20 protein-coding genes are annotated in these 22,978 nt (G+C 72.7%); 7 read left to right on the forward strand and 13 right to left on the reverse strand.

From position 1 onward, the window contains the following. Positions 1 to 164 precede the first annotated feature (164 nt). Positions 165 to 680, reverse strand: a complete 516-nt coding sequence (locus ACFW3D_RS05970; RefSeq protein WP_500501832.1) for a peptidase inhibitor family I36 protein — start codon at positions 678 to 680, stop codon at positions 165 to 167. A gap of 267 nt (positions 681 to 947) precedes the next feature. Between ACFW3D_RS05970 and ACFW3D_RS05975 the strand changes: the two genes are divergently transcribed. The 3 genes from ACFW3D_RS05975 to ACFW3D_RS05985 are packed head-to-tail and all read left to right on the forward strand — an operon-like array spanning position 948 to position 4,733. Beyond that, on the forward strand, positions 948 to 1,508 hold the full coding sequence (locus ACFW3D_RS05975; protein ID WP_500501835.1) for a (2Fe-2S)-binding protein: 561 nt from the start codon (positions 948 to 950) through the stop codon (positions 1,506 to 1,508). A 4-nt stretch (positions 1,509 to 1,512) separates the two neighbouring features. Next, complete coding sequence (locus ACFW3D_RS05980) at positions 1,513 to 2,502, forward strand: FAD binding domain-containing protein (RefSeq protein WP_500501838.1); 990 nt, start codon at positions 1,513 to 1,515, stop codon at positions 2,500 to 2,502. Further along, the gene (locus tag ACFW3D_RS05985) at positions 2,499 to 4,733 is read left to right on the forward strand and encodes a xanthine dehydrogenase family protein molybdopterin-binding subunit (protein ID WP_500501840.1); all 2,235 of its coding nucleotides are present in this window, start codon (positions 2,499 to 2,501) and stop codon (positions 4,731 to 4,733) included. Before ACFW3D_RS05980 ends, ACFW3D_RS05985 begins: the two co-directional genes overlap by 4 nt. 72 nt (positions 4,734 to 4,805) lie before the next feature. Here ACFW3D_RS05985 and ACFW3D_RS05990 read toward each other — a convergent pair whose 3' ends face one another. The 5 genes from ACFW3D_RS05990 to ACFW3D_RS06010 are packed head-to-tail and all read right to left on the reverse strand — an operon-like array spanning position 4,806 to position 9,661. Continuing rightward, complete coding sequence (locus ACFW3D_RS05990; protein WP_500501842.1) at positions 4,806 to 5,453, reverse strand: DedA family protein; 648 nt, start codon at positions 5,451 to 5,453, stop codon at positions 4,806 to 4,808. A gap of 3 nt (positions 5,454 to 5,456) precedes the next feature. Then, positions 5,457 to 6,665, reverse strand: coding sequence for an ABC transporter ATP-binding protein (locus ACFW3D_RS05995; RefSeq protein ID WP_500501844.1), 1,209 nt, complete (start codon positions 6,663 to 6,665; stop codon positions 5,457 to 5,459). Positions 6,666 to 6,675: 10 nt separating this feature from the next. Then, positions 6,676 to 7,515, reverse strand: a complete 840-nt coding sequence (locus tag ACFW3D_RS06000; RefSeq protein ID WP_500501847.1) for a carbohydrate ABC transporter permease — start codon at positions 7,513 to 7,515, stop codon at positions 6,676 to 6,678. Beyond that, on the reverse strand, positions 7,512 to 8,396 hold the full coding sequence (locus ACFW3D_RS06005) for a carbohydrate ABC transporter permease (RefSeq protein ID WP_500501849.1): 885 nt from the start codon (positions 8,394 to 8,396) through the stop codon (positions 7,512 to 7,514). Before ACFW3D_RS06005 ends, ACFW3D_RS06000 begins: the two co-directional genes overlap by 4 nt. Beyond that, the gene (locus ACFW3D_RS06010; RefSeq protein WP_500501851.1) at positions 8,393 to 9,661 is read right to left on the reverse strand and encodes an ABC transporter substrate-binding protein; all 1,269 of its coding nucleotides are present in this window, start codon (positions 9,659 to 9,661) and stop codon (positions 8,393 to 8,395) included. Before ACFW3D_RS06010 ends, ACFW3D_RS06005 begins: the two co-directional genes overlap by 4 nt. 167 nt (positions 9,662 to 9,828) lie before the next feature. Between ACFW3D_RS06010 and ACFW3D_RS06015 the strand changes: the two genes are divergently transcribed. The 3 genes from ACFW3D_RS06015 (at position 9,829) to ACFW3D_RS06025 (ending at position 13,103) form a co-directional block, all read left to right on the forward strand. Next, positions 9,829 to 11,088, forward strand: a complete 1,260-nt coding sequence (locus tag ACFW3D_RS06015) for an FUSC family protein (RefSeq protein WP_500501853.1) — start codon at positions 9,829 to 9,831, stop codon at positions 11,086 to 11,088. 20 nt (positions 11,089 to 11,108) lie between these two features. After that, positions 11,109 to 11,915, forward strand: coding sequence for a 4-hydroxy-tetrahydrodipicolinate reductase (gene dapB, locus ACFW3D_RS06020; protein ID WP_500501855.1), 807 nt, complete (start codon positions 11,109 to 11,111; stop codon positions 11,913 to 11,915). A 153-nt stretch (positions 11,916 to 12,068) separates the two neighbouring features. Beyond that, complete coding sequence (locus tag ACFW3D_RS06025) at positions 12,069 to 13,103, forward strand: hypothetical protein (RefSeq protein ID WP_500501857.1); 1,035 nt, start codon at positions 12,069 to 12,071, stop codon at positions 13,101 to 13,103. A 78-nt stretch (positions 13,104 to 13,181) separates the two neighbouring features. Here the strand turns inward: ACFW3D_RS06025 and chvE are convergent, their stop codons facing one another. Both chvE and panD read right to left on the reverse strand, forming a co-directional pair. Then, positions 13,182 to 14,285, reverse strand: coding sequence for a multiple monosaccharide ABC transporter substrate-binding protein (chvE, locus tag ACFW3D_RS06030; RefSeq protein ID WP_500501859.1), 1,104 nt, complete (start codon positions 14,283 to 14,285; stop codon positions 13,182 to 13,184). Between the two features lie 275 nt (positions 14,286 to 14,560). Beyond that, on the reverse strand, positions 14,561 to 14,983 hold the full coding sequence (panD, locus tag ACFW3D_RS06035) for an aspartate 1-decarboxylase (protein ID WP_500501862.1): 423 nt from the start codon (positions 14,981 to 14,983) through the stop codon (positions 14,561 to 14,563). A 213-nt stretch (positions 14,984 to 15,196) separates the two neighbouring features. Here panD and ACFW3D_RS06040 point away from each other — a divergent pair, with 213 nt between their 5' ends. Next, on the forward strand, positions 15,197 to 17,002 hold the full coding sequence (locus ACFW3D_RS06040; protein ID WP_500501864.1) for an AMP-dependent synthetase/ligase: 1,806 nt from the start codon (positions 15,197 to 15,199) through the stop codon (positions 17,000 to 17,002). Here the strand turns inward: ACFW3D_RS06040 and ACFW3D_RS06045 are convergent. From ACFW3D_RS06045 to ACFW3D_RS06065, 5 genes are all read right to left on the reverse strand, one after another. Then, entirely contained in the window at positions 16,981 to 17,502 is a 522-nt protein-coding gene (locus ACFW3D_RS06045; protein WP_500501866.1) for an NUDIX hydrolase, read from the reverse strand. The two genes, ACFW3D_RS06040 and ACFW3D_RS06045, sit on opposite strands and share 22 nt — an antisense overlap. A 17-nt stretch (positions 17,503 to 17,519) precedes the next feature. Next, complete coding sequence (locus tag ACFW3D_RS06050) at positions 17,520 to 18,722, reverse strand: globin domain-containing protein (RefSeq protein WP_500501868.1); 1,203 nt, start codon at positions 18,720 to 18,722, stop codon at positions 17,520 to 17,522. Positions 18,723 to 18,811: 89 nt separating this feature from the next. Continuing rightward, entirely contained in the window at positions 18,812 to 19,261 is a 450-nt protein-coding gene (locus ACFW3D_RS06055) for an RrF2 family transcriptional regulator (protein ID WP_500501870.1), read from the reverse strand. 61 nt (positions 19,262 to 19,322) lie between these two features. Continuing rightward, positions 19,323 to 19,919 (reverse strand): sarcosine oxidase subunit gamma, encoded by a 597-nt coding sequence (locus ACFW3D_RS06060; protein WP_500501873.1) that lies wholly within the window; start codon positions 19,917 to 19,919, stop codon positions 19,323 to 19,325. Beyond that, on the reverse strand, positions 19,909 to 22,968 hold the full coding sequence (locus tag ACFW3D_RS06065) for a sarcosine oxidase subunit delta (protein ID WP_500501875.1): 3,060 nt from the start codon (positions 22,966 to 22,968) through the stop codon (positions 19,909 to 19,911). The genes ACFW3D_RS06060 and ACFW3D_RS06065 overlap by 11 nt, the downstream gene beginning before the upstream one ends. Positions 22,969 to 22,978: the final 10 nt, after the last annotated feature.

Raw genomic sequence — 22,978 nt, forward strand, 5'->3', positions numbered from 1 at the left:
CGCGAAATGCCCGGCAAGCGACAGGAACGGGGACAGGTAAAAATTCTTCGTCTTGTGCATACGCTCCCTGGGGTGCAGCCCCGTAGACAAATTGAAGGGTGCACCCCAGGTCGCACGCTATTCACTTCGGGAACAGCCTGCCGGCACTACATGCCCAGCTTGTTTCAGGCCTGCAGCGCCGAACTGAGCGTGTCATTCCACGACGTGTATGCGAAATCCACTTGGTATCCATGCATGATGTACATGGCGCTGCCCGTGTAGTTGACGCCCTGGTAGAGGTAGAAGGAGTGGCTGTTGGCGTTCCAGACCCCGGTGACCAGGTCGTTCCAGTTCTTCGCAGTGCCCCAGGGCCCCGTGGATCCCATGTTGTAGAAGTTGGGCTGACTACCCGAGAAGGCCACAACCGCGCCGGTGTAGCCGCCGTCCTGGTAGAAGTTCACCAGGCCGTTGATCCCGGATCCATTACCCGGCCCGGCTGCCTGCGCGGGGGCGGCCGAAAGTCCGGCACCCAGCACTGCGGCACCGATTACGGTCAGAGCCGCCAGGGCCTTCTTTGAACGAGTGAACACGATGACTCCATCGATCTGAGAATTCAAGTGCAGTGGAGTGCCATCGGATAGCAGCAGCACGTTGCGGCGGCACAACGCCGCCATCGGCAGAGAAGTGCCATAACGTCGCACACGTCACATACGCTCTTCAGCCGCACCGCACCTCCCGGTGCCGGGTTGGCCACCAGGCGTGAGTGACGTGCAGGTTCACCTCGTGGGTGGTTTCTGCGACTCATCGGCAGGCCTATCCGAACGCCCTCCTTTCCGGCACGATATCTAATCATGCCTGCGCAAGCAACTATCTCCCCATGGCGGCCCGGCGCGCGACCGCGTGATCCCGGTTGCGGGTCGTTGACGGGCGAAACAGCATGAAAGGGAGACCGATCTGGAGGTGGACCGGTGTCCTCACATGTTCCGGCGAACACCGCGGCGGAGTACGGCGTACTGCAGGAGCGCGGCCCCGGCCCCGTCCCCGTCGCCCTGCACGTCAACGGGGAGCGGCGGGCGGTGGACATCGAACCCCGGGTGAGCCTGCTCGACGCCCTCCGGGAGCACCTCGGTCTGACCGGTGCCAAGAAGGGCTGCGACCAGGGCACCTGCGGGGCCTGCACGGTGCTGGTGGACGGGCGGCGCGTGCTGGGCTGCCTGACGCTCGCCGTCACGTGCGAGGGCCACGAGGTCACCACCATCGAGGGGCTGGCCCGGGAGGGCCGGCTCGACCCGATGCAGGAGGCGTTCATCGCGCACGACGCCTTCCAGTGCGGCTACTGCACCCCGGGCCAGATCATGTCGGCGGTGGCGCTGCTGCGGGAGGGGCACGCCGCGGACGACGCGGAGATCAAGGAGTGGATGAGCGGCAACATCTGCCGTTGTGCCGCGTACCCCAACATCCTTGCGGCGATCCGCGCGGTCCGCGACGCGGACCCGGACGCCGCCCCCCGAACCGGCAGCGGAGCGTGACACCGTGCGGCCCATCAGCTACACCCGCGCCACGGGCACGGCGGACGCGATCGCGGCCGTCACCGCCGACCCGCGGAGCCACTTCCTGGCCGGCGGCACCACGGAGGTCGACCTGCTGCGGCAGAACGTGCTCGCGCCGCGCCGGCTCGTCGACATCAACGACCTCCCCCTGACCGAGGTGGAGGGCATGCCCGACGGCTCGCTGCGGATCGGCGCGCTGGCCCGGATGAGCCAGGTCGCCGAGGCGCCCGTCGTACGGGAGCGCTTCCCTCTCATCGCGCAGGCGCTGGAGCTCGGGGCCTCGGCCCAGCTGCGCAACATGGCGTCCATGGGCGGCAACATGATGCAGCGCGTGCGGTGCGGCTACTTCCGCGACACCGCGTCGGCCTGCAACAAGCGCGTGCCCGGCAGCGGTTGCGCGGCGATCGAGGGCACGAGCCGCGGGCACGCGGTCCTCGGCACGAGCGCGCACTGCATCGCCACCCACCCGTCGGACGTCGCCGTGGCCCTGGCGGCGCTCGACGCGAGGATCAGGACCCAGGGGCCCGGCGGTGAACGCTCCTACTCCTTCGAGGAGTTCTTCCTGCTGCCCGGCGACACCCCGGACCGGGAGCACCCGCTGGAGCACGGCGAGCTGATCACCGTGATCGAGGTGCCCTCGGTGCCCATCGCCCGCCACTCCACGTATCTGAAGGTCCGGGACCGCGAGTCGTACGAGTTCGCCCTGGTGTCGGTGGCGGCCGCGCTCGCGCTGGCGGACGGGCTGGTACTGGACGTCCGCCTCGCGCTCGGCGGGGTGGGCACCCGGCCCTGGCGGGCCGAACGCGCCGAGGAGTTCCTGCTCGGGGCACCGGCGATCGCGGAGAACTTCCACGAGGCGGCGCGGGTCGAGATGGCCGCGGCGCGCCCCACGGCGATGAACGCGTTCAAGGTCGAACTCGCCTGCCGGGCCGTGGTCCGCGCGCTCGGGACCCTCACCGGGAGCCCGTCATGACACCCGCCGTGGGACAGCCCCTGGACCGGGTCGACGGGCGCCCCAAGGTCACCGGCTCGGCACAGTACTCCGCGGAGATACCGCTGCCCGGCATGGCGTACGCCGCGCTCGTCGGGGCCCACATCGCCTGCGGGCGGATCACCTCGATCGACGCCGGCGAGGCCGAGGCCGCCGAGGGGGTCCTCGCGGTCCTCACCCACGAGAACACCCCGCCCATCGCGGCGCAGCCGCCGCTGATCCCCTCCCTGGCGGGGACGGCGGCACCCGGCCAGACCTTCTTCCCCCTGCAGGACGACGTCGTCCACTACGCGGGCCAGCACATCGCCGTCGTCGTCGCCGACACCCACGAACGGGCCCGGCACGCGGCGAGCCTGCTGCACGTGCGGTACGCGGAGGAACCGTCGGTCACCACCCTCGACCAGGGCCGGGACCTGGCCCACGTCCCCGAGGCGATCTTCGGCGGCTTCATGCCGGGGCGCATGAGCCGGGGCGACCTGCGCAAGGGGATCGACGAGGCCGAGGTACGGCTGGACGCCACCTTCACGTACGCGGCGAACAACCACAACCCCATCGAGCCGCCGGCGACCACCGCGTCCTGGGAGGGAGACGAACTCACCCTCTGGGACGCCACGCAGGGCATCACCTCGACCCAGCAGACGGTCGCGGCGCTGCTCGGCCTGCCGGTCTCCCGCGTGCGGGTCATCGGGCACTACACGGGCGGAAGTTTCGGCGGCAAGGCGATGATCTGGCACCATCCGGCCCTCGCGGCGATCGCCGCCCGGCAGGTGGGACGGCCGGTGAAGCTGGCGCTCACCCGCGAGCAGATGTTCACCTCGATGGGGCACCGCGAGGAGCAGGAGCAGACGATCATGCTCGCCGCGGCCGGGGACGGGCGGCTCACCGCGCTGCGCCACCACAAGCTCTCCCCCACCTCGCACTTCGACGAGTGGGCCGAGCCCTCACTCGGTGTCGCCTCGCAGATCTACGGGTGCCCCCACTACGAGGGCGAGTACCGGCTGTTCCGCGCGAACACCATGACGCCGACCTTCATGCGCGCACCCGGCGAGGCCTCGGGCATGTTCGCCATGGAGTGCGCGATGGACGAGCTCGCCGAACGTCTCGGGATGGACCCCCTGGAACTGCGGCTGCGCAACATCACGGCGACCGACCCGATGACGGGCGACCCGTGGTCGAGCTGGGGGCTGGAGGAGTGCTACCGCCGCGGCGCGGAGCGCTTCGGCTGGGCCGGCCGCGACCCGCGGCCGCGCTCCCGGCGCGAGGGGCACTGGCTGATCGGTACGGGCATGGCCAGCGCCGGCTACCCGGTGGCCCAGCCGGTCACGCCGCAGCGGGCCCGCGCCCGCCTCTACGCCGACGGCACGGCGCTGGTGCAGGCGGCCACCCCCGACTTCGGCACCGGCGTGGCCACGGCCATGACGCAGGTCGCCGCGGACGCCCTCGGCCTGCCGGCCGAGCGGTGCCGCTTCGAGAACGGCGACACCGCCCTCCCGCAGATCGCCGCGGCCGTCGGCTCGGCCGGCGCGGGCATGATCAGCGCGGCCGTCCACACGGCCGCGACGGCCCTGCGCGACGCGCTCGTCGCGCGGGCGGTCGCCGACGCCGAGTCACCGCTGCACGGGGCGGCCCCCGAGGCCGTCGAACTCCGGGACGGCCGCATGGTGCTCCGGGACGAGCCCGGGACGGGCGAGACCTACGCAGAGATGATGCACCGTCAGTTCCTGCCGGACGTCGAGGCCCTGGGCTCCTGGACCCCCGGCCCCGGCGCGAACGGGCACGCCATGATGACCTTCGGCGCCCAGTTCGCCGAGGTCGCCGTCGACGCCGACCTGGGCCTCGTCCGGGTCCGCCGCATGGTCGGCGCCTTCGCCCCCGGGCGGGTCCTCAATCCCAAGACCGCCCGCAGCCAGCTCGTGGGCGGCATGATCTGGGGTCTGGGCCAGGCCCTTCTCGAGGCCAACCACATGGAGGCCCGCACCGGCCGCTGGGCGGCCTCGAGCCTCGGCGACTACCTGGTCGCCGTCAACGCGGACGTACCTGACGTCGACGTCGAACTCGTCGAGGTCGAGGACACCGTCGTCAACCCCCTCGGCGTCAAGGGCGTCGGCGAGATCGGCCAGGTCGGCGCCGGCGCCGCCATCGCCAACGCCGTCCACCACGCCACGGGCCGCCGGGTCCGCAAGATGCCGATCACCATCGAGGACCTTCTCTAGGCCCGGGCCGGTGCGCGCGACGGCGCAACGGCTGCCACGCTGATGGCGCACACAGGGCCGTGAGGGCCGCGCTCAGGGGCCGGCGCCGCGGCGGCCGCGGCGGCGGATGAGGTAGCGGGCGGCCAGGGCTGCGCAGAGGAGGGCCGCGGCGATCAGCGCGTAGAGCTGGAAGCGGGTGAGCCAGGCGTAGAGGGTGCCGAGGCGGGTCCCGGCGGCGTAGGCGAGCGCGGCCCAGACGCCGACCCACAGGACCGCGCCCAGGGTGTTGCACAGCAGGAAGCGCCACCAGGGCATGCCCGCGGTGCCGGCGATGATGCCGTTGGTCTGGCGCAGGACGTCGACGAAGCGGGCGAGCAGGACGACGAGGTCGCCGCGGCGGGCGAAGAACTCCTCCCCGCGCAGGAAGCGTTCGGGGGTGAGGAGGACGTAGCGGCCCCAGCGGTGGACGAAGGCGCGGCCTCCGCTGCGGCCGATGAGGTACCCCAGGCAGTCGCCCGCGACGGCCGCGGCGACGGCGACCGCGACGACGGCGGCGATGTCCATCCGCCCGGTGCCCGCGTAGGCGGCCGCGACGACGAGGACGGTCTGACCGGGCACCGGGATGCCGCCGTTGTCGAGCAGGACGAGGACGCCGACCGCCAGGTAGCCCCAGTCGTCGAGGAGCGGAGCCAGGTGTGCGAGGGGGCCGGGGAGGGGCGGCGGGACGGCGGCCGGGGCCATGGCTCAGCCCGCGGCCTGGTCGCGGGGGTGCTCGGGGAGCGTGAGGTTGTCGCCGGTGGCCGGGTCGAAGATCTGGGCCTGGGCGGTGTCCAGCCACAGCCGCAGACGTTCCCCCTCACGCGCCCGGGTCCTGGTGGAGAGCCGGGCGACGACCTCCGGCCCGCCGGCGCCGGTGTCGGCGAGCCCTGAGTCGGCGGCGAGTTCGGCCAGTTGTTCCGCGGCGGCAGCGGCCGCCGCGCCACCGTCCTGGGCGACGTGGACGTAGACGTCGGAGCCGAGGGACTCCCGGACGTCGACGGTGACGGTGACGGTGGCGCCGCCACGGCCGGGGTCGACGAGCGCGGCGTCCTCGAAGTGCTCGGGCCGGAAGCCCGCGATGACCTCGCGCGGTGCGTCGCGGCGTGCCAGGGCGGCACGCAGGCGGTCGTCGAGCGGCAGCTCGCCGAGCGGGGTGCGCAGCCGGTCCTCCTCCACGGCGGCGGGCAGGAAGTTCATCGCGGGCGAGCCGATGAACCCGGCGACGAAGAGGTTGCGCGGCCGGTCGTACAGCTCCTGCGGCGAGCCGGTCTGCTGGACGACGCCGCCGCGCATCACGACGACGCGGTCGCCGAGGGTCATGGCCTCGGTCTGGTCGTGCGTGACGTACACCGTGGTGGTGCCCAGGCGCCGCTGCAGCCGGGCGATCTGGGTGCGCATCTGGACCCGCAGCTTGGCGTCGAGGTTGGACAGCGGCTCGTCCATCAGGAATGCCTTGGGCTCGCGGACGATGGCGCGGCCCATCGCGACGCGCTGGCGCTGCCCGCCGGAGAGGTTGGCGGGCTTGCGGTCGAGGTGGCCGGTGAGGTCGAGGACACGGGCCGCCTCCTCGACCTTCCCCCTGATGACGGCCTTGTCCACGCCGGCCAGTCGCAGGGCGAAACCCATGTTCTGGCGGACGGTCATGTGCGGGTAGAGGGCGTAGCTCTGGAAGACCATGGCGATGTCGCGGTCCTTGGGGGCCTTGTCGTTGACGACCCGGCCGCCGATGCGGAGGGTGCCCTCGGTGATGTCCTCCAGCCCGGCGATCATGTTGAGGGTGGTCGACTTGCCGCAGCCGGACGGCCCCACGAGGATCACGAACTCGCCGTCCGCGATGGCGAGGCTGACGTCGCGGACGGCGACCGCGCCGTCGGGGTAGCGCTTGGTGACGCCCTCGAGGGTGATCTCGGCCATGTGCGGTCCTTCAGCCCTTCACTGCGCCGGAGGTCAGTCCGGCCACGATGCGCCGCTGGAACAGCAGCACGAAGACGACGATCGGGACGGTGATGACCACGGCGGCCGCGGCGATCGAACCCGTGGGCTGCTGGAACTGGGAGCTGCCTGTGAAGAAGGCGATCGCCGCCGGGACGGTGCGCGCGGCGGTGGTGGAGGTCAGCGAGATCGCGAAAAGGAAGTCGTTCCAGCAGAAGATGAAGACCAGGATCGCCGTGGTGAACACCCCGGGCGCCGCGAGCGGTGCGATGACCAGCCGGAAGGCCTGGGCGGGGGTGGCCCCGTCGACCTTGGCCGCCTTCTCCAGGTCCCAGGGGATCTCGCGGAAGAAGGCCGACAGCGTGTAGATCGCCAGCGGCAGCGAGAAGGTCATGTACGGGATGATCAGCCCGGCCCAGGTGTCGAACAGCCCGAGGAAGCGCTCGATCTCGAACAGCGGCGACACCAGGGAGATCGGCGGGAACATCGCGATCAGCAGCGAGGTGCCGATCAGCAGTCCCTTGCCGGGGAAGCGCAGCCGCGCCACGGCGTAGGCGGCCATGGTGCCCAGCGTGACGGCGACGACGGTGGAGATCAGCGCGATCCCGATGGAGTTGATCAGCGCGCGGGTGAACTCGGAGGTCGCGAAGATGCCCCGGTAGTTCTCCAGCGTCCACGTGCGGGGAACGAAGCTGCCGTCGGAGAGCGTGGCCGGGTCCTTGAAGGACAGGGCGACGATCCACCACACCGGGAACAGCGCGTAGAGCACGACCACGGTGTTGACGACGCTCCAGCGGGCGATCCGGCGCCGCTGCGCCGGGCTCGTGCTCATCGTCCGGTGTCCTCCGATCCTGGGGCGGCCGTGCCGAACAGCCTGATGAAGGCGAAGGCGATGACCGCCACGCAGAGGAAGATCAGCACGGAGATCGCCGATCCGATGCCGAGGTTCAGCGCCGTGAAGAGGTTGTCGTAGCCGAGGATCGACACGGAACCGGTGCCGTTGGAGCCCTGCGTGAGCACATAGATGTTGTCGAAGATCCGGAACGCGTCGAGGGTGCGGAACAGCAGCGCCACCAGGATGGCCGGTTTCATCAGCGGCAGTGTGACGAGCCGGAAGCGCTGCCACCGGCCGGCGCCGTCGACCATGGCCGCGCGCAGGGTCTCCTCGGGCACCAGCGCCAGCCCGGCGAGCAGCAGCAGCGCCATGAAGGGCGTGGTCTTCCAGACCTCGGCCAGGATGATCAGCCCGATGGCCTTCCAGTGGTCGGTCAGCGGGGCCTCCCCCGCCGCGTCGACGAGGTAGCCGATGCCGGGGGTCCAGGCGTACTGCCAGGAGAAGGCGGCGACGACGGTCACGATGCCGTACGGCAGCAGCACCGCGGTACGCACCCCGGAGCGGCCGAGGACGGCCCGGTGCATGACGACGGCCAGGCCCATGCCGAGGGCCAGTTCCACCGCGACGGAGACGACGGTGATCAGGCAGGTCACCCAGAACGCCTCCCACCAGAACCCGGAGCTCAGGACCGCCGCGTAGTTGTCCAGGCCCACGAAGCGGGCCAGCTGCGGGAAGCGCAGGTCGTAGCGGTGCAGGGACAGGTAGACGGCGTAGAGCACGGGGTAGGCGGTCACGGCGAGCATGACGAGCACGGCGGGGGCGCAGAGCAGCCAGCCGAGCCGCCGTTCCTGCCGGGCGCCCTCCGACAGCCGCGTCACGGGACCAGCCCCTTGGACTGCAGGGCGTCCTCGATCTGTCCCCGCAGGTCCCGGACGGACTCGGCGGGCCGGATCGCGGCGGGCGGTGACAGGGTGTGGGACACCGCGATGGACACGTTCTGGTAGGCGGGGGTCTGCGGGCGCAGGGCGGCGTTCTCCAGCTCGGCGAGGATGTCCTGGGCGAAGGGGTAGCTCCGCTCGACCTGGGCGTCGTCGTAGAGGGAGCGCAGGGTCGGCGGCAGGCCGCCCCGCAGCGCGGCGTTCCGCTGGTTGTCCCGGTCGCGCAGGCACAGGGCCGCCTCGAAGGCGAGCTCGGGCCGGCGGCTGTAGGCGCCGACGGCGAGGTCGATGCCGCCGATCGTGACCCGGGCGGGGCGGCCGGCGTCGACCCGGGGGTAGCGGGCCCACCGCAGGTGCCGGAACAACTGCGGGTTGTCGGCCTTCATCGCCGGATACACGAAGGGGTAGTTCACCTGGAAGGCGGCCGTGCCGGACTCCATGGCCAGCCGGTTCTGGTCCTCCGTCTGGTTGGGCAGCGACGGGTCGGCGGCGGGCGAGACCGCCAGGTCGCGCATGATGCCCGCGGCCCGCACGGCGGGCGGGCCGAGCGAGGGCGCGGTCGCGTCGGCGTTGAGGATCGACCCGCCGGCGCTGGCGACGAGCGTGTTGAACCAGACGGTGAGCCCTTCGTACTGGGCGCCCTGGACCTCGATCCGGTGGGGTTTGCCGGCCTTCGCCAGGGCGCGGGCCGCGTCGAGCATCGCGGCCCACGTGGTGGGGGGCTCCGCCACGAGGTCGGCGCGGTACCAGAGCAGCTGGACGTTGGTGTTGTACGGGACGGCGTAGAGGCGGCCCTTCCAGGTGGCCGTGCGCAGCGGGGCGGCGAGGGTGTCCCGGACGGCGTCTGCGCGCCGGGTGCCGGTCCACGGGCGGATCCAGCCGGCCTCGGCGAATTCCGGGGCCCAGGTGACGTCGAGGCCGAGGATGTCGAGCGCGGGGTCGTGCGCGGCCAGCCGGCGTACGAGTTGCTGCCGCTGGCCGTCCGCCGTCCGGGGGAGTTTGTTGTAGCGGATGACGTACCGTCCGCCGGAGTCGCGGCTGCACCGGTCGGCGGCCTGCTGCAGGGCCCCCGAGTCGTCGGGGAAGTTGTACCAGTCGAGCGTGGCCCGTCCGGACGTCCGTGACGCGCCGCCGCACGCGACCGCGGCGGCCGCGAGGACGAGCACCGCGGCAAGGGCCCGGGAGCGCCGCACCGCGCACGCCATAGGCACCTCGATCCCTGCTCGGACACACTCCGGCCCCGGACCATGAAGCCCCCGCCCGGGTCGCCGACGGTGCCTCAGGGGCGTGTCGGGGCCGGGTATTCACGCGGTCGGCGCAACCCGCTCCCGCTGACCGGTGCCGGAGTCCCGCGCCCGGGGAGACTGGCAGGGTGCCCGGCGTCCTCCCCGCCCCGCTCGCCGACCTCCTGCGGCGCAACAACGACCCGATCGTCGTGCAGACGGTGCGCTCCACCGTGGCCGCGGTGCTGTCGTACGCCGTGGCCGACCGGCTGCTGCCCAACCCCGCGCCGCTGACGGCCCCGCTGACGGCCCTGCTCGTGGTGCAGGTGACGCTCTACACGACGGTGACCACGGGCATCCGACGGGTGGTCAGCGTGGTGGCGGGCGTCCTGATCGCGGTGGGCTTCGCGGAGCTGATCGGGCTGACGTGGTGGAGCCTCGGGCTCATCATCCTGGCGTCGCTGGTGATCGGTCACTTCATCCGGGTGGACGAGTTCGTGGCCGAGGTCGCGATCAGCGCGATGCTCATCCTGGCCGTCCCCGCCCCCTCCGGCGAGGCGCTGGACCGCATCCTGGAGACCCTGGTCGGAGCCGGCGTCGGGGTGCTGCTGAACGTGGTCGTGCCGCCCCCCGCCTTCGTGGAGCCGGCCGGTGACGCGGTGCGCGAGCTGGCCGAGCACATGCGGGCGCTGATGCTCCGCATGGGCCGGGAGGTACGCGCCGGCGCCACCGCCGGCCAGGCCCGTTCCTGGCTGATGGACGCACGCCGGCTGGACAACGAGATCGCGCGTTTCGACGCCTCGCTGCGCAGGGCGGAGGAGGGGACCCGGCTCAACCCGCGGGTGAAACCGGCGGAGGGCGCGATGACCCGGCTCCTGCTGCGCAGCGGGCTGGACACCCTGGAGGTGTCGACCGTGCTGCTGCGGACGCTGTGCCGCTCGCTGACGGAGCTGGACCGTGAGCGCGGCGGACGTGAGCCGCTGTTCACCGGCGAGCTCGCCGCCGGCATCGACGAGTTGTTCGCCGACATGGCCGACGCCGCCGACAGTTTCGGCCGGCTGATCGCCGCCCAGGTCACGGAGGGCGCCGACCAGGCGGAGGCCCGGCTGGCGGACGCCCTGCGGCGCGGGCGGGAGGAACGGGACCGCATCGCGGTGCTGCTGCGGGCGGAGACGGAACGGCGCTGGGAGAGCTGGGACCTGTACGGGGCGCTGCTGGCCAACATCGACCGGCTGCTGGACGAGCTGGACCTCGAGAAGCGCTCGCTGTGGCTCTCGGAGCAGCTGGTGGCCGCCGCGCCGCGGCGGCCGACGCTGTCCGGCCGGATGCGCCGTCAGGCGCGCTCCGCGGCCGCCCGGCTGCGCCTCGGGTCCCCCGGGAGGACCGGTTCCGGGCGGGACGGCCGGTGATCATGCCGCATGCTGGTGGGATGGACCTGCTGAACGTGTGCGTCGCCGGGGCGACCGGCTGGACCGGGGAGGCGGTCGCGCGCGCCGTCCTGGACTCCGCGGACCTGCGGCTGCGGACGGCGGTGGCGCGGTCGGCGGCCGGCGCGGACCTCGGGGCGGTGTGGGGCGGTCCCGAGCTCGGGGTGCCGGTCTTCAGCACGGTCGACGACGCGCTGGACGGTGTGGACGTGCTGATCGACTACACCTCGCACACCGCTGTCGGGCGCCATGTGCGGACCGCCGTGGTCCGCGGGGTCGACGTCGTGGTGGGCTCGTCGGGCCTGTCGGGCGCCGACTACGAGGAGATCGCCGCGCTGGCCGAGGAGCACGGGGTCGGCGTCGTGGCCTCGGGGAACTTCTCGCTGACGGCCGCGCTGGCGCAGGCTGCCGCCCGGCTGGCGGCCCGTCACCTGCCGCACTGGGAGATCATCGACTACGCCTCCGCGACCAAGCCCGACGCCCCCAGCGGCACCGCACGCGAACTCGCCGAACAACTGGCCGCCGTACGGCGCCCCGAGTACGCCGTGGACCCGGAGCGCACGGCGGGGCACCCGGAGGCCCGCGGCGCGTCGATCGCGGGCACACAGGTCCACTCGCTGCGGCTGCCGGGCTACACCCTCGCCGTGGAGGCGCAGTTCGGGCTGCCGGACGAACGTCTGGTGATCCGGCACGAGGCGGGCGCCTCCCCCGCGCCGTACGTCGCGGGGACCCTGCTCGCCGCCCGCGCGGCCGCGGCACGCCCGGGTCTGGTGCGGGGTCTTGACGCCCTGTTGCTCGGCGGGGACTGACATTCCGTGCCTTCGTGGCACTGCGTCACTTCCTTGGCCACGCTGTCGCCCGGACGCTCCGCTCGACGGGCGGCCGTTTACCGCGCGACGTACGACTGGATCGCAGGGGCGGCGGCGAACGCCGCCCGCCACGCGTCCGAAGGAAGGACACTCATGCGAACCAGTCTGATGCGCCGCACCGCTCTCGGCGTCGCGACCGGACTTCTTGCCACCGGCCTCCTGGCCGCCTCGACCGGCAGCGCTGTCGCCACGCCGGGCAGTGACGACGGCAGGAACGGCTCCCACAGCAAGGGCAGCGACGGCTACGGCGACGACGACGACAACGGATACGGCGACGACGGCGGGGACAACGGCTACGGCGGGGGCAACGGGGACAACGGAGACAACGGTTACGGCGACAACGGCCGTGGCGGCGGAGGCGGGGGCGGCGGCAACGGCCGCGGAGGCGGCGGGGGCGGTGGTGGCGGCGGCGACAACGGGGACGACGACGGCGGCTACGGCGACAACGGCCGCGGAGGCGGCGGGGGTGGCGGTGGTGGCGACAACGGCCGCGGCGGCAACGGCGGGGGCGGTGGTGGCGGGGGCGGCAACGGCCGCGGCGGCGGTTCCGACTGGAACGACGACGGCGCCTACGGCGACAACGGCCGCGGTGGCGGCGGCAACGGTGGCGGCGACAACGGCCGGGGCGGCGGCCGCGACAACGGCAACGGCGGCGGCGGCAAGGGCGGCGGCGGCAAGGGCGGCGGCAACAACGACAACGGCGGCAAGAACAACGGGAACGGCAACAACGGCGGCAACGACGACAACGGGGACAACGCGACCTACAAGGACAAGGACGACAACAACGGGAAGGGCAACAGCAACGGGAAGGGCAACAACAAGGGCAACAACAAGGGGAGCAAGGGCAGCAAGGGCAAGGGCGGCAAGGGCCACGACAAGGGCCACGGCAAGAAGCACAAGAAGCACCACAAGAAGCAGTGCAACAAGCACGGCTACCGGTTCAGCTTCAGCTACAAGTACAGCGTGAGCTACGGCTATGGCATTGGATTCGGCAACGGCGTCCGCGCCCTCGGTCTCGGCAAGGGCCACGTCGGCCACGGCAAGCACGCCGGCTACGGGTTCGGCGACAAGTTCGACCGCGGTTACGGAGGTCTGTACGACTACGGTCTGATGAACGTGCTCATCTGACGCGGGGCCGCCGGGTACGACGAGGGCCGGGAGGAACGTTGTGTTCCTCCCGGCCCCGCGTACGCGCGGACTCCCGCCTCAGTTGAGGTCGGAGGCCTTGATGTAGCCGCTGTCGACGAGCACCTTCTTGTAGTTGTCCTTGTCGACGGCGACCGGGGCGAGGAGGTACGCCGGCACGATCTTGTTGCCGTTGTCGTTGGTCTCGGTGTCGTTGACCTCGGGCCGCTTGCCGGCGAGCACGTCCTGGGCCATCTTGACCGCGACCTTCGCGAGCTCGCGGGTGTCCTTGTAGACCGTCATCGACTGCTCGCCGGCGATGATCTCGTTCACCGACTCGACCTCGGCGTCCTGACCCGTGATGACCGGCATCGGCTTGGAGCCGGTGCCGTAGCCCTTCTTCTTCAGGGCCTTGATGACACCGCGCGCGATGCCGTCGTTGGGGGCCAGGACGGCGTCCACGGTGGAGCCGTCCGAGTAGTCGTCCCTCAGCCGGGTGTTCATCGTCTCGGTGGCGACGTCCGCGTCCCACTTGAAGGTGGTGACCTGGCTCAGCCGCAGCTGCTTGCTCGGGATCTTCAGCTGACCGTCTTTGATGTAGTCGGCCAGCGTGTCCATCGCGCCGTTGAAGAAGCCCTGGACGTTGTTGTCATTGGCGTCGCCGGCGAACAGCTCGAGGTTGTAGGGGCCGGCCTGGCCGCCCTTCTTCAGCCCGAGCTTCTTGATGATGTACTGGGCCTGGAGCTGCCCGACCTGGTAGTTGTTGAAGCTCGCGTAGTAGTCGACGTTGCTGGAGCCCAGCAGCAGACGGTCGTAGGCGATGACCTTGACACCGGCCCGGGCCGCCTTCTGGAGGGCGTCGCCCAGCTCGAAACCGTCGACCGCGCCGACGATCAGGAGCTTGTCGCCCTCGTCGATCATCTTCTCGATCTGCTCGATCTGCTTGTCGACGCTGTCCTCGGCGTACTGGACGTCGGTTTTGTACCCCTGCGCCTTGAAGAGCGCCTTCATGTTGTCGCCGTCGCTGACCCACCGGGTCTGCTTTGTGGTGGGGAGGGCGATGCCCACTGTGACCTCGCCCGTCCCGCCCGAACCGTTGCCGCAGCCGGTGGCCGCGGCCGTCAGGGAGAGCGTGAGGACCGCCAGGGTCACGGTGCGCAGTCTGGCAGCTCCGCCAGCGTGCATGGGACTCAGTTCCTTTCGGGCCGAACAAAGGTGTGCTCTCATCGCCCACCCCCGAGAGCGACAGTGTCCGGGCCCGTCACGGAAGTCCGCGGCAGCCCAGCGATCCGCCGGAGCCCGGTGAACTGCTGATGCGTCAGGCCCGAGGAGTGCTGATGGGAGGCCGACGGCAGCACGCCGCGCTCCCGGTCCCGACGGGGCCCGTGACCACCGGACCCCACCTGGACGGATACCTCGAAGTTGGATCCGGACAATAGCACAGCAGCTCGTACGGACGTTCAGCCGACCGGCAGTGCGTTCGGGCTCGCCTGGGTGCCGCTCCCGGGGACCGGCTCGGAGGCGTCGGCGCCCAGCGCGACGATCCGGTTGCCGGCGTCCACGTGCACCACGCGCGGCCGCAGCGCGCGGGCCTCCGCGTCGTCGACCTGCGCGTAGCTGATCAGGATCACCAGGTCGCCGGGGTGCACCAGATGGGCGGCGGCACCGTTGATGCCGATCACCCCGGAGCCGCGGCGGCCCTCGATGACGTAGGTCTCCAGGCGCGCGCCGTTGGTGATGTCGACGATGTGGACCAGCTCGCCGGGCAGCAGGTCGGCGGCGTCCATCAGATCGGCGTCCACGGTAACGGACCCGACGTAGTCGAGGTCGGCCTCGGTCACGGTGGCACGGTGGATCTTGGACTTGAACATGGTGCGCAGCACGGCTCACACTCCCGACGCGAAGGGTCGCGTCCCGGGCCGGGTACGCGCCTGATGGGGCCATCGTAGTCGGCGCGAACCGATGGCCCCGAGGCACCCGTTCGCGTCAGTCGCTGCCGTTTCCGCCCCACCTCTAGGCAGGTGGACCAATCGCCGGATATCTTCCCTGCCTGCCGTCTCGTGCGGCGGGGCAGCGGCTCGGGGAAGGGGGGCGCCGTGCGCGAGTTCAGCCTTCCGCCCCGGGCGGAGCAGTTGCGGTCGGGGGGACTCGCCGACTCGGTGTACGAGACGGCCGACAAGCGCCCCGACGCGGCCGTCCTGGCCCGGCGTGACGGGCACGGGGGCGGCCTCTGGCGGGAGGTCGGCGCCGCGGCCTTCCGTGACGAGGTGGCCGAACTGGCGCGCGGCCTGGTGGCGGAGGGGATCCGCTTCGGCGAGCCGGTGGCCGTGATGGCCCGCACCCGGTACGAATGGACGCTCTTCTCCTACGCGCTGTGGTCGGTGGGCGCCCGGATCGTCCCGGTGTACCCGACGTCCTCGGCCGAGCAGGTCCGGTGGATCCTCGCCGACTCGGGGGCGGTCGCGATCGTCGTCGAGCACGAGGACCACGCGATGACGGTGGGGGCCGTGTGCGACACGCTGCCCGCGCTGCGCCGGATCTGGCAGCTCGACGCGGGGTGCGTGCCGTGGCTGGCGGCGCTGGGCCGGCAGGTCCACCCGGTGCTGCTGAACCAGTTGCGCTGGGCGGTCGAGCCGCAGTCGGTGGCGGTGATCGCCTACACCTCGGGCACCACGGGGCCGCCCAGGGGCTGCCTGATCACCCACGCCAACCTGGCCGCCGAGTGCGACACCCTGCTGGCCGGGTACGGCTCGATCTTCGCCCCGCCGGGGGTGCGGCCCTCGGTGCTGGCGTTCCTGCCCATGTCGCACATATACGGGCTGATGGTGACCACCTGCGCGGTCCGCGGCGGGGTGCTGCTCGGCCACCAGCCCGACCTTTCGCCGGGCGAACTCCTCCCGGCGTTCCGCTCCTTCCGGCCGACGATCCTGCTCGCCGTCCCGTACGTCTACGAGAAGATCATCCAGGGCGCGCGGAACGCCGCCACCCGCGGCGGCAAGGGCCATGTCTTCGACCGGGCCGCCGGGGTGGCCGTGCGCTACGCGGAGGCCGTGGAGCGGCACGCGCAGGGTTCGGGGCCGGGGCCGGGTCCGCTGCTGCGGGCGGCCCACTCGGCGTTCGACCGGCTGGTCTACGCGCGGATCCGCGAGGTGCTGGGCGGGCGTGTGAACTACACGGTCTCCGGCGGGTCTCCGCTCAGCCGGGAGTTGTCGCTGCTGTTCGCGGGGGCCGGCCTCACCATCCACGACGGGTACGGGCTGACCGAGACCACGGCCGCGGTGACCGCGCAGCCGCTGGGGAAGGTCCGCTTCGGCACGGTGGGCCGGCCGCTGCCGGGCAGCGCGGTACGGATCGCACCGGACGGCGAGGTGCTGGTCCGGGGGACGACGGTCTTCGCCGGCTACCACGCCGATCCGGCCGCGAACCACGAGGTGTGGCGCCGCGGCGGCTGGATGGCGACCGGGGACATGGGCTCGCTCGACCCGGACGGGTACCTGACGATCACCGGCCGGAAGAAGGACATCATCATCACCAGCGGTGGCAAGAGCGTGGCCCCGCTGGTGCTGGAGGAGCGGCTGCGGTCGCATCCGCTGGTCTCGCAGTGCATCGTGGTCGGCGACAACAGGCCCTTCGTCGCCGCGCTGATCACCCTGGACCGGGAGGCGGTGCAGCTGCGGACGGCGATGACCGAGCCGGACGTGCACGCCGAGGTCCAGCGCGCGGTGTCGATGGCCAACTCGGCGGTCTCGCGGGCCGAGTCGATCCGGGCGTTCCGCATCCTGCCGCACGAGTTCTCGGTGGAGAACGGGATGCTGACGCCCTCCCTGAAGCTCCGCAGGAACACGATCCTCGGCGAGTACGCGGCGCAGATCGAGTCGATCTACGCCTCGCCCGCCCCCTGAGCGGCTCCGCCCGCCGCGCCGCCGTCGAGCAGCCGGCGCAGCCGGTCCAGGAACGTCCGCTGCGCGGAGAGGATCTTCCCGTGGGCGGCCGGGCCGAGCGTGAACCAGGCGGCCCGGTCCACCTCGGGGAACTCCCTGACCCGACCGGAGCCCCGGGGCCATTCCATGGAGAAGGTCCCGGGCTCCACGAGGCCGGTGTCGAGGTCGCCCTCCAGCGCCCAGACGGTCACGACCTTCCCGCCCGGCTGCCGGTTCTCGCCGAGCGGCAGCAGCTCGCCCTCGGGCACCGGCAGGCCCAGTTCCTCCAGGAACTCGCGCCGGGCGGCCGCCTCGGCGGTCTCGTCGGGCTCGTACTCGCCCTTGGGGATGGTCCACGCCCCGGCGTCCTTGGACGACCAGAACGGGCCGCCCATGTGGGCCAGCAGCACCTCGGGCGCACCGCCCGAGGTGCCGCGGAAGAGCAGGATCCCCGCGCTGCGTTTGACCGCCTTGTCCGCCACCCGACCAGTGTGGCCGGTCAGTCGCGGGCCAGCCACAGGTCGGGGCCGAAGACCTCGTAGTGCACGGCCGAGGCGGGCACACCGCGCTCGATGAGCTGGGCGCGCACGGAGCGCATGAAGGGCAGCGGGCCGCACAGGTAGGCGCGCAGGCCGTCGGGCAGCTCGACGCCGGACAGGTCGACGCGGCCGGCACGGTCGCCGGGGCCGGCGTCGGTGCCCGGGTCCTCGTACCAGAAGTGGGCGCTGCCCCCGGGGAGCTTCTCGGCCAGGGCGCGGTGGTCGGCGGCGTGGGCGTGGTGCCGCGGCGTGCGGTCGCCGTGGACGACGGTCACGGGCGCCCCGTAGCCGTCACCGGCGAGCCGGTGCAGCATGGCGAGCATCGGGGTGCAGCCGATGCCGGCCGATGCGAGCAGCAGGGGTCCCCCGTCGTCGGCGAGGACGACGTCGCCGTAGGGGGCCGACAGTTCGACGCGGGCACCCTCGCCCACGTGGTCGTGGAGGTGGGCGGAGACCTCGCCGTCCGGGTCCCCGGCGAGTCCGCGCTCGCGCTTGACGCTGATCTGCCGGGTGGTGTCCCCGGGGGCGCCGGAGAGGCTGTACTGCCGGATCTGCCGGGCGCCGTCGGGGAGTTGGACGCGCACCGAGACGTACTGTCCGGGGCCGAAGTCGGGCAGCGGCAGGCCGTCCGCGGGACGGAGCCGGAAGGAGACGACGTCCTCGGTCTCCCGCACCTTCTCGGCCACCTCCCAGGGACGCCAGATGTCCCCGGTCAGGACGCCGCGCTCGGCGTACAGCCGCTGCTCGATGGCGATGAGGGCGTTTGCCATCAGCCAGTAGACCTCGTCCCAGGCGGCGGCGACCTCCTCGGTGACCGCGTCGCCCAGCACGTCGGCGATGGCGGCGAAGAGGTGCTTCTGCACGATGTGGTACTGGCCGGGGCTGATCCCGAGCGAGGCGTGCTTGTGGGCGATGCGGGCGAGCATCGCGTCGGGGCGCTGCCCGGGGTGCTCGACCAGGGCGGTGGCGAAGTGGGCGATGGCTCCGGCGAGGGCCTCGCGCTGAGTGCCGGCCGCCTGGTTGCCGCGGTTGAACAGGTCCCTCAGCAGCTCGGGGTGGGCGGCGAAGAGCCGGTCGTAGAAGAGCCCGCTGATCTCGGAGATCGCGCCGCCGACGGCGGGCAGGGTGGCGCGGACGGTCGCTGCGGACTTCTCACTGAGCATGGACGTGCTCCCTAATTTGGTATCTGAAATTCGCATTAAAGGGCGTGCGAAGCCGCCCCGGGAAGGTGGTCGGTTCGAAGGTGGCCGGATCAGCCCCGCGGGCCGGGCGGGCCGGAGCCGACCAGTCCCACCAGCACGGGTCCGGTGGGCGCGGCGGTCAGGTCGGCGACGGTCAGCGGGTCCAGCGAGGCGTAGAAGGCCTCCTGCGCCCGGCGCAGCGCGCCGCGGAGCCGGCAGGCACCGGCGAGCAGGCAGGGCGTCTCGCCCTCGCAGTCCACGACGTCGCCGACCCCTTCCAGCTCCCGCACCAGCCGGCCGACCGAGGCCGTCCGCCCGGCGGCGGTGAGCTCCAGGCCACCGCCGCGGCCGCGGCGGGTCTCGACGACCCCCAGGTGCTGCAACCGGGCCACGACCTTGGCCAGGTGCGAGTACGGGACCCGCATCGCCTCGGCCACGTCCCGGGCGGTGGACGGCTCGTCCTTGACGGCGAGGGCCATTACCGCACGGAGCGCGAGGTCGGTGGACTTCGTCAGGCGCATGCCTTGAGGCTAGATAATGCGAATCAGGGATTCAAGTTAAGACGGGGTCGTGCGGTCCATGTCACACGTACTCCGATGCGGCGTCCAGCAGCCAGTCCGCGAGGTAGCCCGCGAAGGAGGAGCGGACCAGCAGACAGAAGCCCGCCCTCGCCTCCTGTCTGGCCACCAGCACCACCTGGGCGCGGGCGAGGGTGGTCTGCGCGCAGCTGCCGGGGGTGAAGACCTCCGGGTGCAGGTCGAGCGAGCAGCCGTGCGCCAGCAGGTCGCGGGCGCGGGGACCGGAGACCAGCAGGGTGGTGCGCTGGGCGGAGACGTCGGTGACGGAGACGTGCGCCTCGCCCGCGGCCTTGCGCAGACGCGCTTCCAGCTCCTCCTGGGCGCCGGGCGGCCCCACCACCAGCCACTGGTCGGGACCGAGCCACAGGACGGCCAGGTCCCCGGCCCGGACGGCGGTGCAGGGCTCCAGGGGCAGCGGCGCGCCCAGGGCGAGCCCGGCGGCCCCGGCGGCCGGGCTCCCGGCATCCAGGCGCAGGTCGATCTGGGTCAGGAAGGGAAGTTCGGCCAGGCGCAGCGCGCCGCCCGAGGCGCGGGTCGCGGCGGCGAGGCGCCCGGCCGCGGCCGACAGCGGACTGAGGCGGGTGTCGGTGTCAGCCGTCACGGCGGGCCCCCTCGGGGTCGTAGAGGACGGGGGAGGCGACGGTCACGGGCACCAGACGGCCGTCGACGGGCGCGTACAGCCGCTCCCCCACCCGTTCCCGGCCGCCCTTGACCAGGGCGAGCGCGAAGGTGCGGCCCAGGGCGGCACTGCGGTAGCTGGAGCTGACGTGACCGAGCGCGGTGACGGGGGGCCGGGGCGGCACCGGGTCCGCGACCAGGTGCGTGCCCTCCGGGAGCAGCAGCCCCGGGTCCTCGGGCAGCAGGCCGACCAGGTGCTTGCGGTCGGGGCGTGCGGTGTCGGCGCGGGTGTGGGAGCGCTTGCCGATGAAGTCGCGCTTCTTCTTCGACACGACCCAGCCCATGCCGAGGTCCTGCGGGGTGACCGTGCCGTCGGTGTCCTGGCCGACGATCGGATAGCCCTTCTCGGCGCGCAGCACGTGCATGGTCTCCGTGCCGTACGGGGTGGCGCCCGCTGCCCGCACCGCCTCCCAGAGGGTCGCCGCCCGCCAGGGCAGGACGTTGATCTCGTAGGCGAGCTCACCGGAGAAGCTGATCCGGCACACCCGGGCCGGCAGACCCGCCGCCGTCGCGTCCCGCCACGCCATGAAGGGGAACTCGGCCCTGCCCACGGCCAGTCCGGGGGCGAGCGCACCCAGCACCTCGCGGGAGCGGGGGCCGACGAGGGCGACGGTGGCCCACTGCTCGGTCACCGAGGTGCAGTGGACGCGCAGTTCCGGCCACTCGGTCTGCAGCCACTCCTCCATCCAGTCCAGGACCGCCGCGGCGTTGCCGGTGGTCGTCGTGACCAGGAAGCGGTCCTCCGCGAGCCGGATGACGGTGCCGTCGTCGAAGACCATGCCGTCCTGGCGGCACATGACGCCGTAGCGGATCATGCCCGGACGCAGGGTGGACATCACGTTGGTGTAGAGCCGGTCCAGGAACTCCGCGGCCTCCGGGCCCTGGACGTCGATCTTCCCCAGGGTCGAGGCGTCCATGAAGGCGACGTCCTCGCGGGCGGCCCGGCACTCGCGCAGCACGGCGCTCGTCATGTCCTCGCCGGGCAGCGGGTAGTAGCGCGGGCGCTTCCACTGGCCGACGTCCTCGAAGACGGCGCCGGCGGCGACGTGGAGGCCGTGCAGCGCGGTCACCCGGACCGGGTCGTGCAGCGCGCCCCGGTCGCGGCCCGCGAGCGCGGCGAAGGACACCGGCGCGTACGGCGGGCGGTACGTCGTCGTGCCGAGCGCGGACACCTCCACGCCGAGCAGGCCCGCGACGACGCCCGAGGCGAGGACGCCGGAGGTCTTCCCCTGGTCGTTCGCGGTGCCCGCGGTGGTGTACCGCTTGGTGTGCTCCACCGAGCGCATCCCGGCCCCGGTGGCGCGCCGCAGGTCGGCCACGGTGACGTCGCGCTGCAGGTCGACGAAGCGCGGGCCGGGGGCCGTGGCGGGGACGTCGAAGAGGGTGAGCGGCGGGCGCCCCGGTCCCGGCTCCGCCGGTGGGAGGACGGGCCGGCCCGGCGTGAAGCCCTCGGCCGCGAGCGCCCGGGCGGCGGCGGCCGCGCCCTCGGCGGGTGTCGCGGCGAACTCCACGGCCTGGTGCGTCGATCCGGGCACCGGGACGAAGGTGCCGCGGGCCTCGTCGTACCGCAGGGCGCCGCCCGCCTGGCCGAAGAGGTGACCGACGGGGTTCCAGCCGCCCGAGACCAGCAGCAGGTCGGCCTCGATCCGCCGCTCGCCGAGCAGTACGGCCGTCAGCCGCCGGTCCGTCCCCTCGGTGCCGGTGACGTACACCCCGTCGCGCGCGTCGGCGACCGCCGCGATCTCCACGCCCGCGGCGGCGAGGTCGCGGACGACGGCATCGGTGCCGTCGTTGGTCGTGAACACCACGGCCCTGCGGCCGGGGACGACGCCGTACCGGCGGAGGTAGGCGCGGGCGGCGCCGGCCAGCATGACGCCGGGGCGGTCGTTGTCGGGGAAGGCCAGGGAACGCTCGTGCGCGCCGGTGGCGAGCACGACCCGGCGGGCGCGGACGCGGTGCACGCGTTCCCGGGCGACGTGCGCGGGGGCGGCGGCGCCGAGGTGGTTGGTGCGGCGCTCCAGTGCGAGGACGTGGTTGTCGTCGTAGTGGCCGAAAACGGTCGTACGGCGCAGGAGGCGGATGCCGGGTTCGGCGGCGAGGAGGGCCTCGGTCGCGGCGGCCCAGTCGAGGTGCCGTCCGCTGCCGAGGAGGCTGCCGCCCGGTTCGGGCTGCTCGTCGGCGAGGATCACCCGCGCGCCGCTGCCGGCGGCCGTGGCGGCGGCCGCCAGCCCGGTGGGGCCCGCGCCGACGACGAGCAGGTCGCAGTGGGCGTGGACGGCGTCGTAGCGGGCCGGGTCGGGACCGGTGGCGAGCCTGCCCTGACCGGGCAGACCGGTGGCGACGAGGCCGTCGTACAGCTCGACGGTCGTCGTGGGCAGCATCGGCTCGGGAAAGGGGGCCTCGATCTGCACCACGGCGTTGGGCTCCTCCACCCCGGCGGAGAAGATGCCGCGCGGACGCCCCAGCCTGATGCCGGTGCCGGTGGCGATGACCCCGTTGGCGAGCAGCGCGGAGGCGAGGGTGTCCCCGCGGTAGCCGGTGTACGCGGTCCCGTCGAAGGTGAACTTCAGGGGCGCGGCGCGGTCGATGCGTCCGCCCTCGGCGAGCCGGAAGGGCTGGGCGGGGTCGCGCGCGGGGCGAAGGGCGGGGGCAGGGGACGGGGACGGGGACGCCTGCGCGGCGGAAACGGAGGGGCCGGCCGGGGCGGCGGCGGGCGTGGCGGCGGGCTCGCCGGTGACGAAGCGGTTCGTCGCCGTGTCGCGCACCGCGTCGAACCAGCGGCGGCAGCCCGCGGTGTGCATCCAGCGTTCGGCGAACGGGCCCTTGGGGTTGTCGCGGAAGAAGAGGTGGCGGGCCCACTCCTCGTCCGTCAGGGCCGCCGGGTCCGGCGGGTAGGCGAGGTGCGCCTGACCGCCGTAGTGGAACTCGGCCTCGTCGCGGGGCCCGCACCAGGGGCAGGGGATGAGCAGCATCGTTCGGGCT

The organism is Streptomyces sp. NPDC058864, from assembly GCF_042742985.1.
Lineage (GTDB): Bacteria > Actinomycetota > Actinomycetes > Streptomycetales > Streptomycetaceae > Actinacidiphila.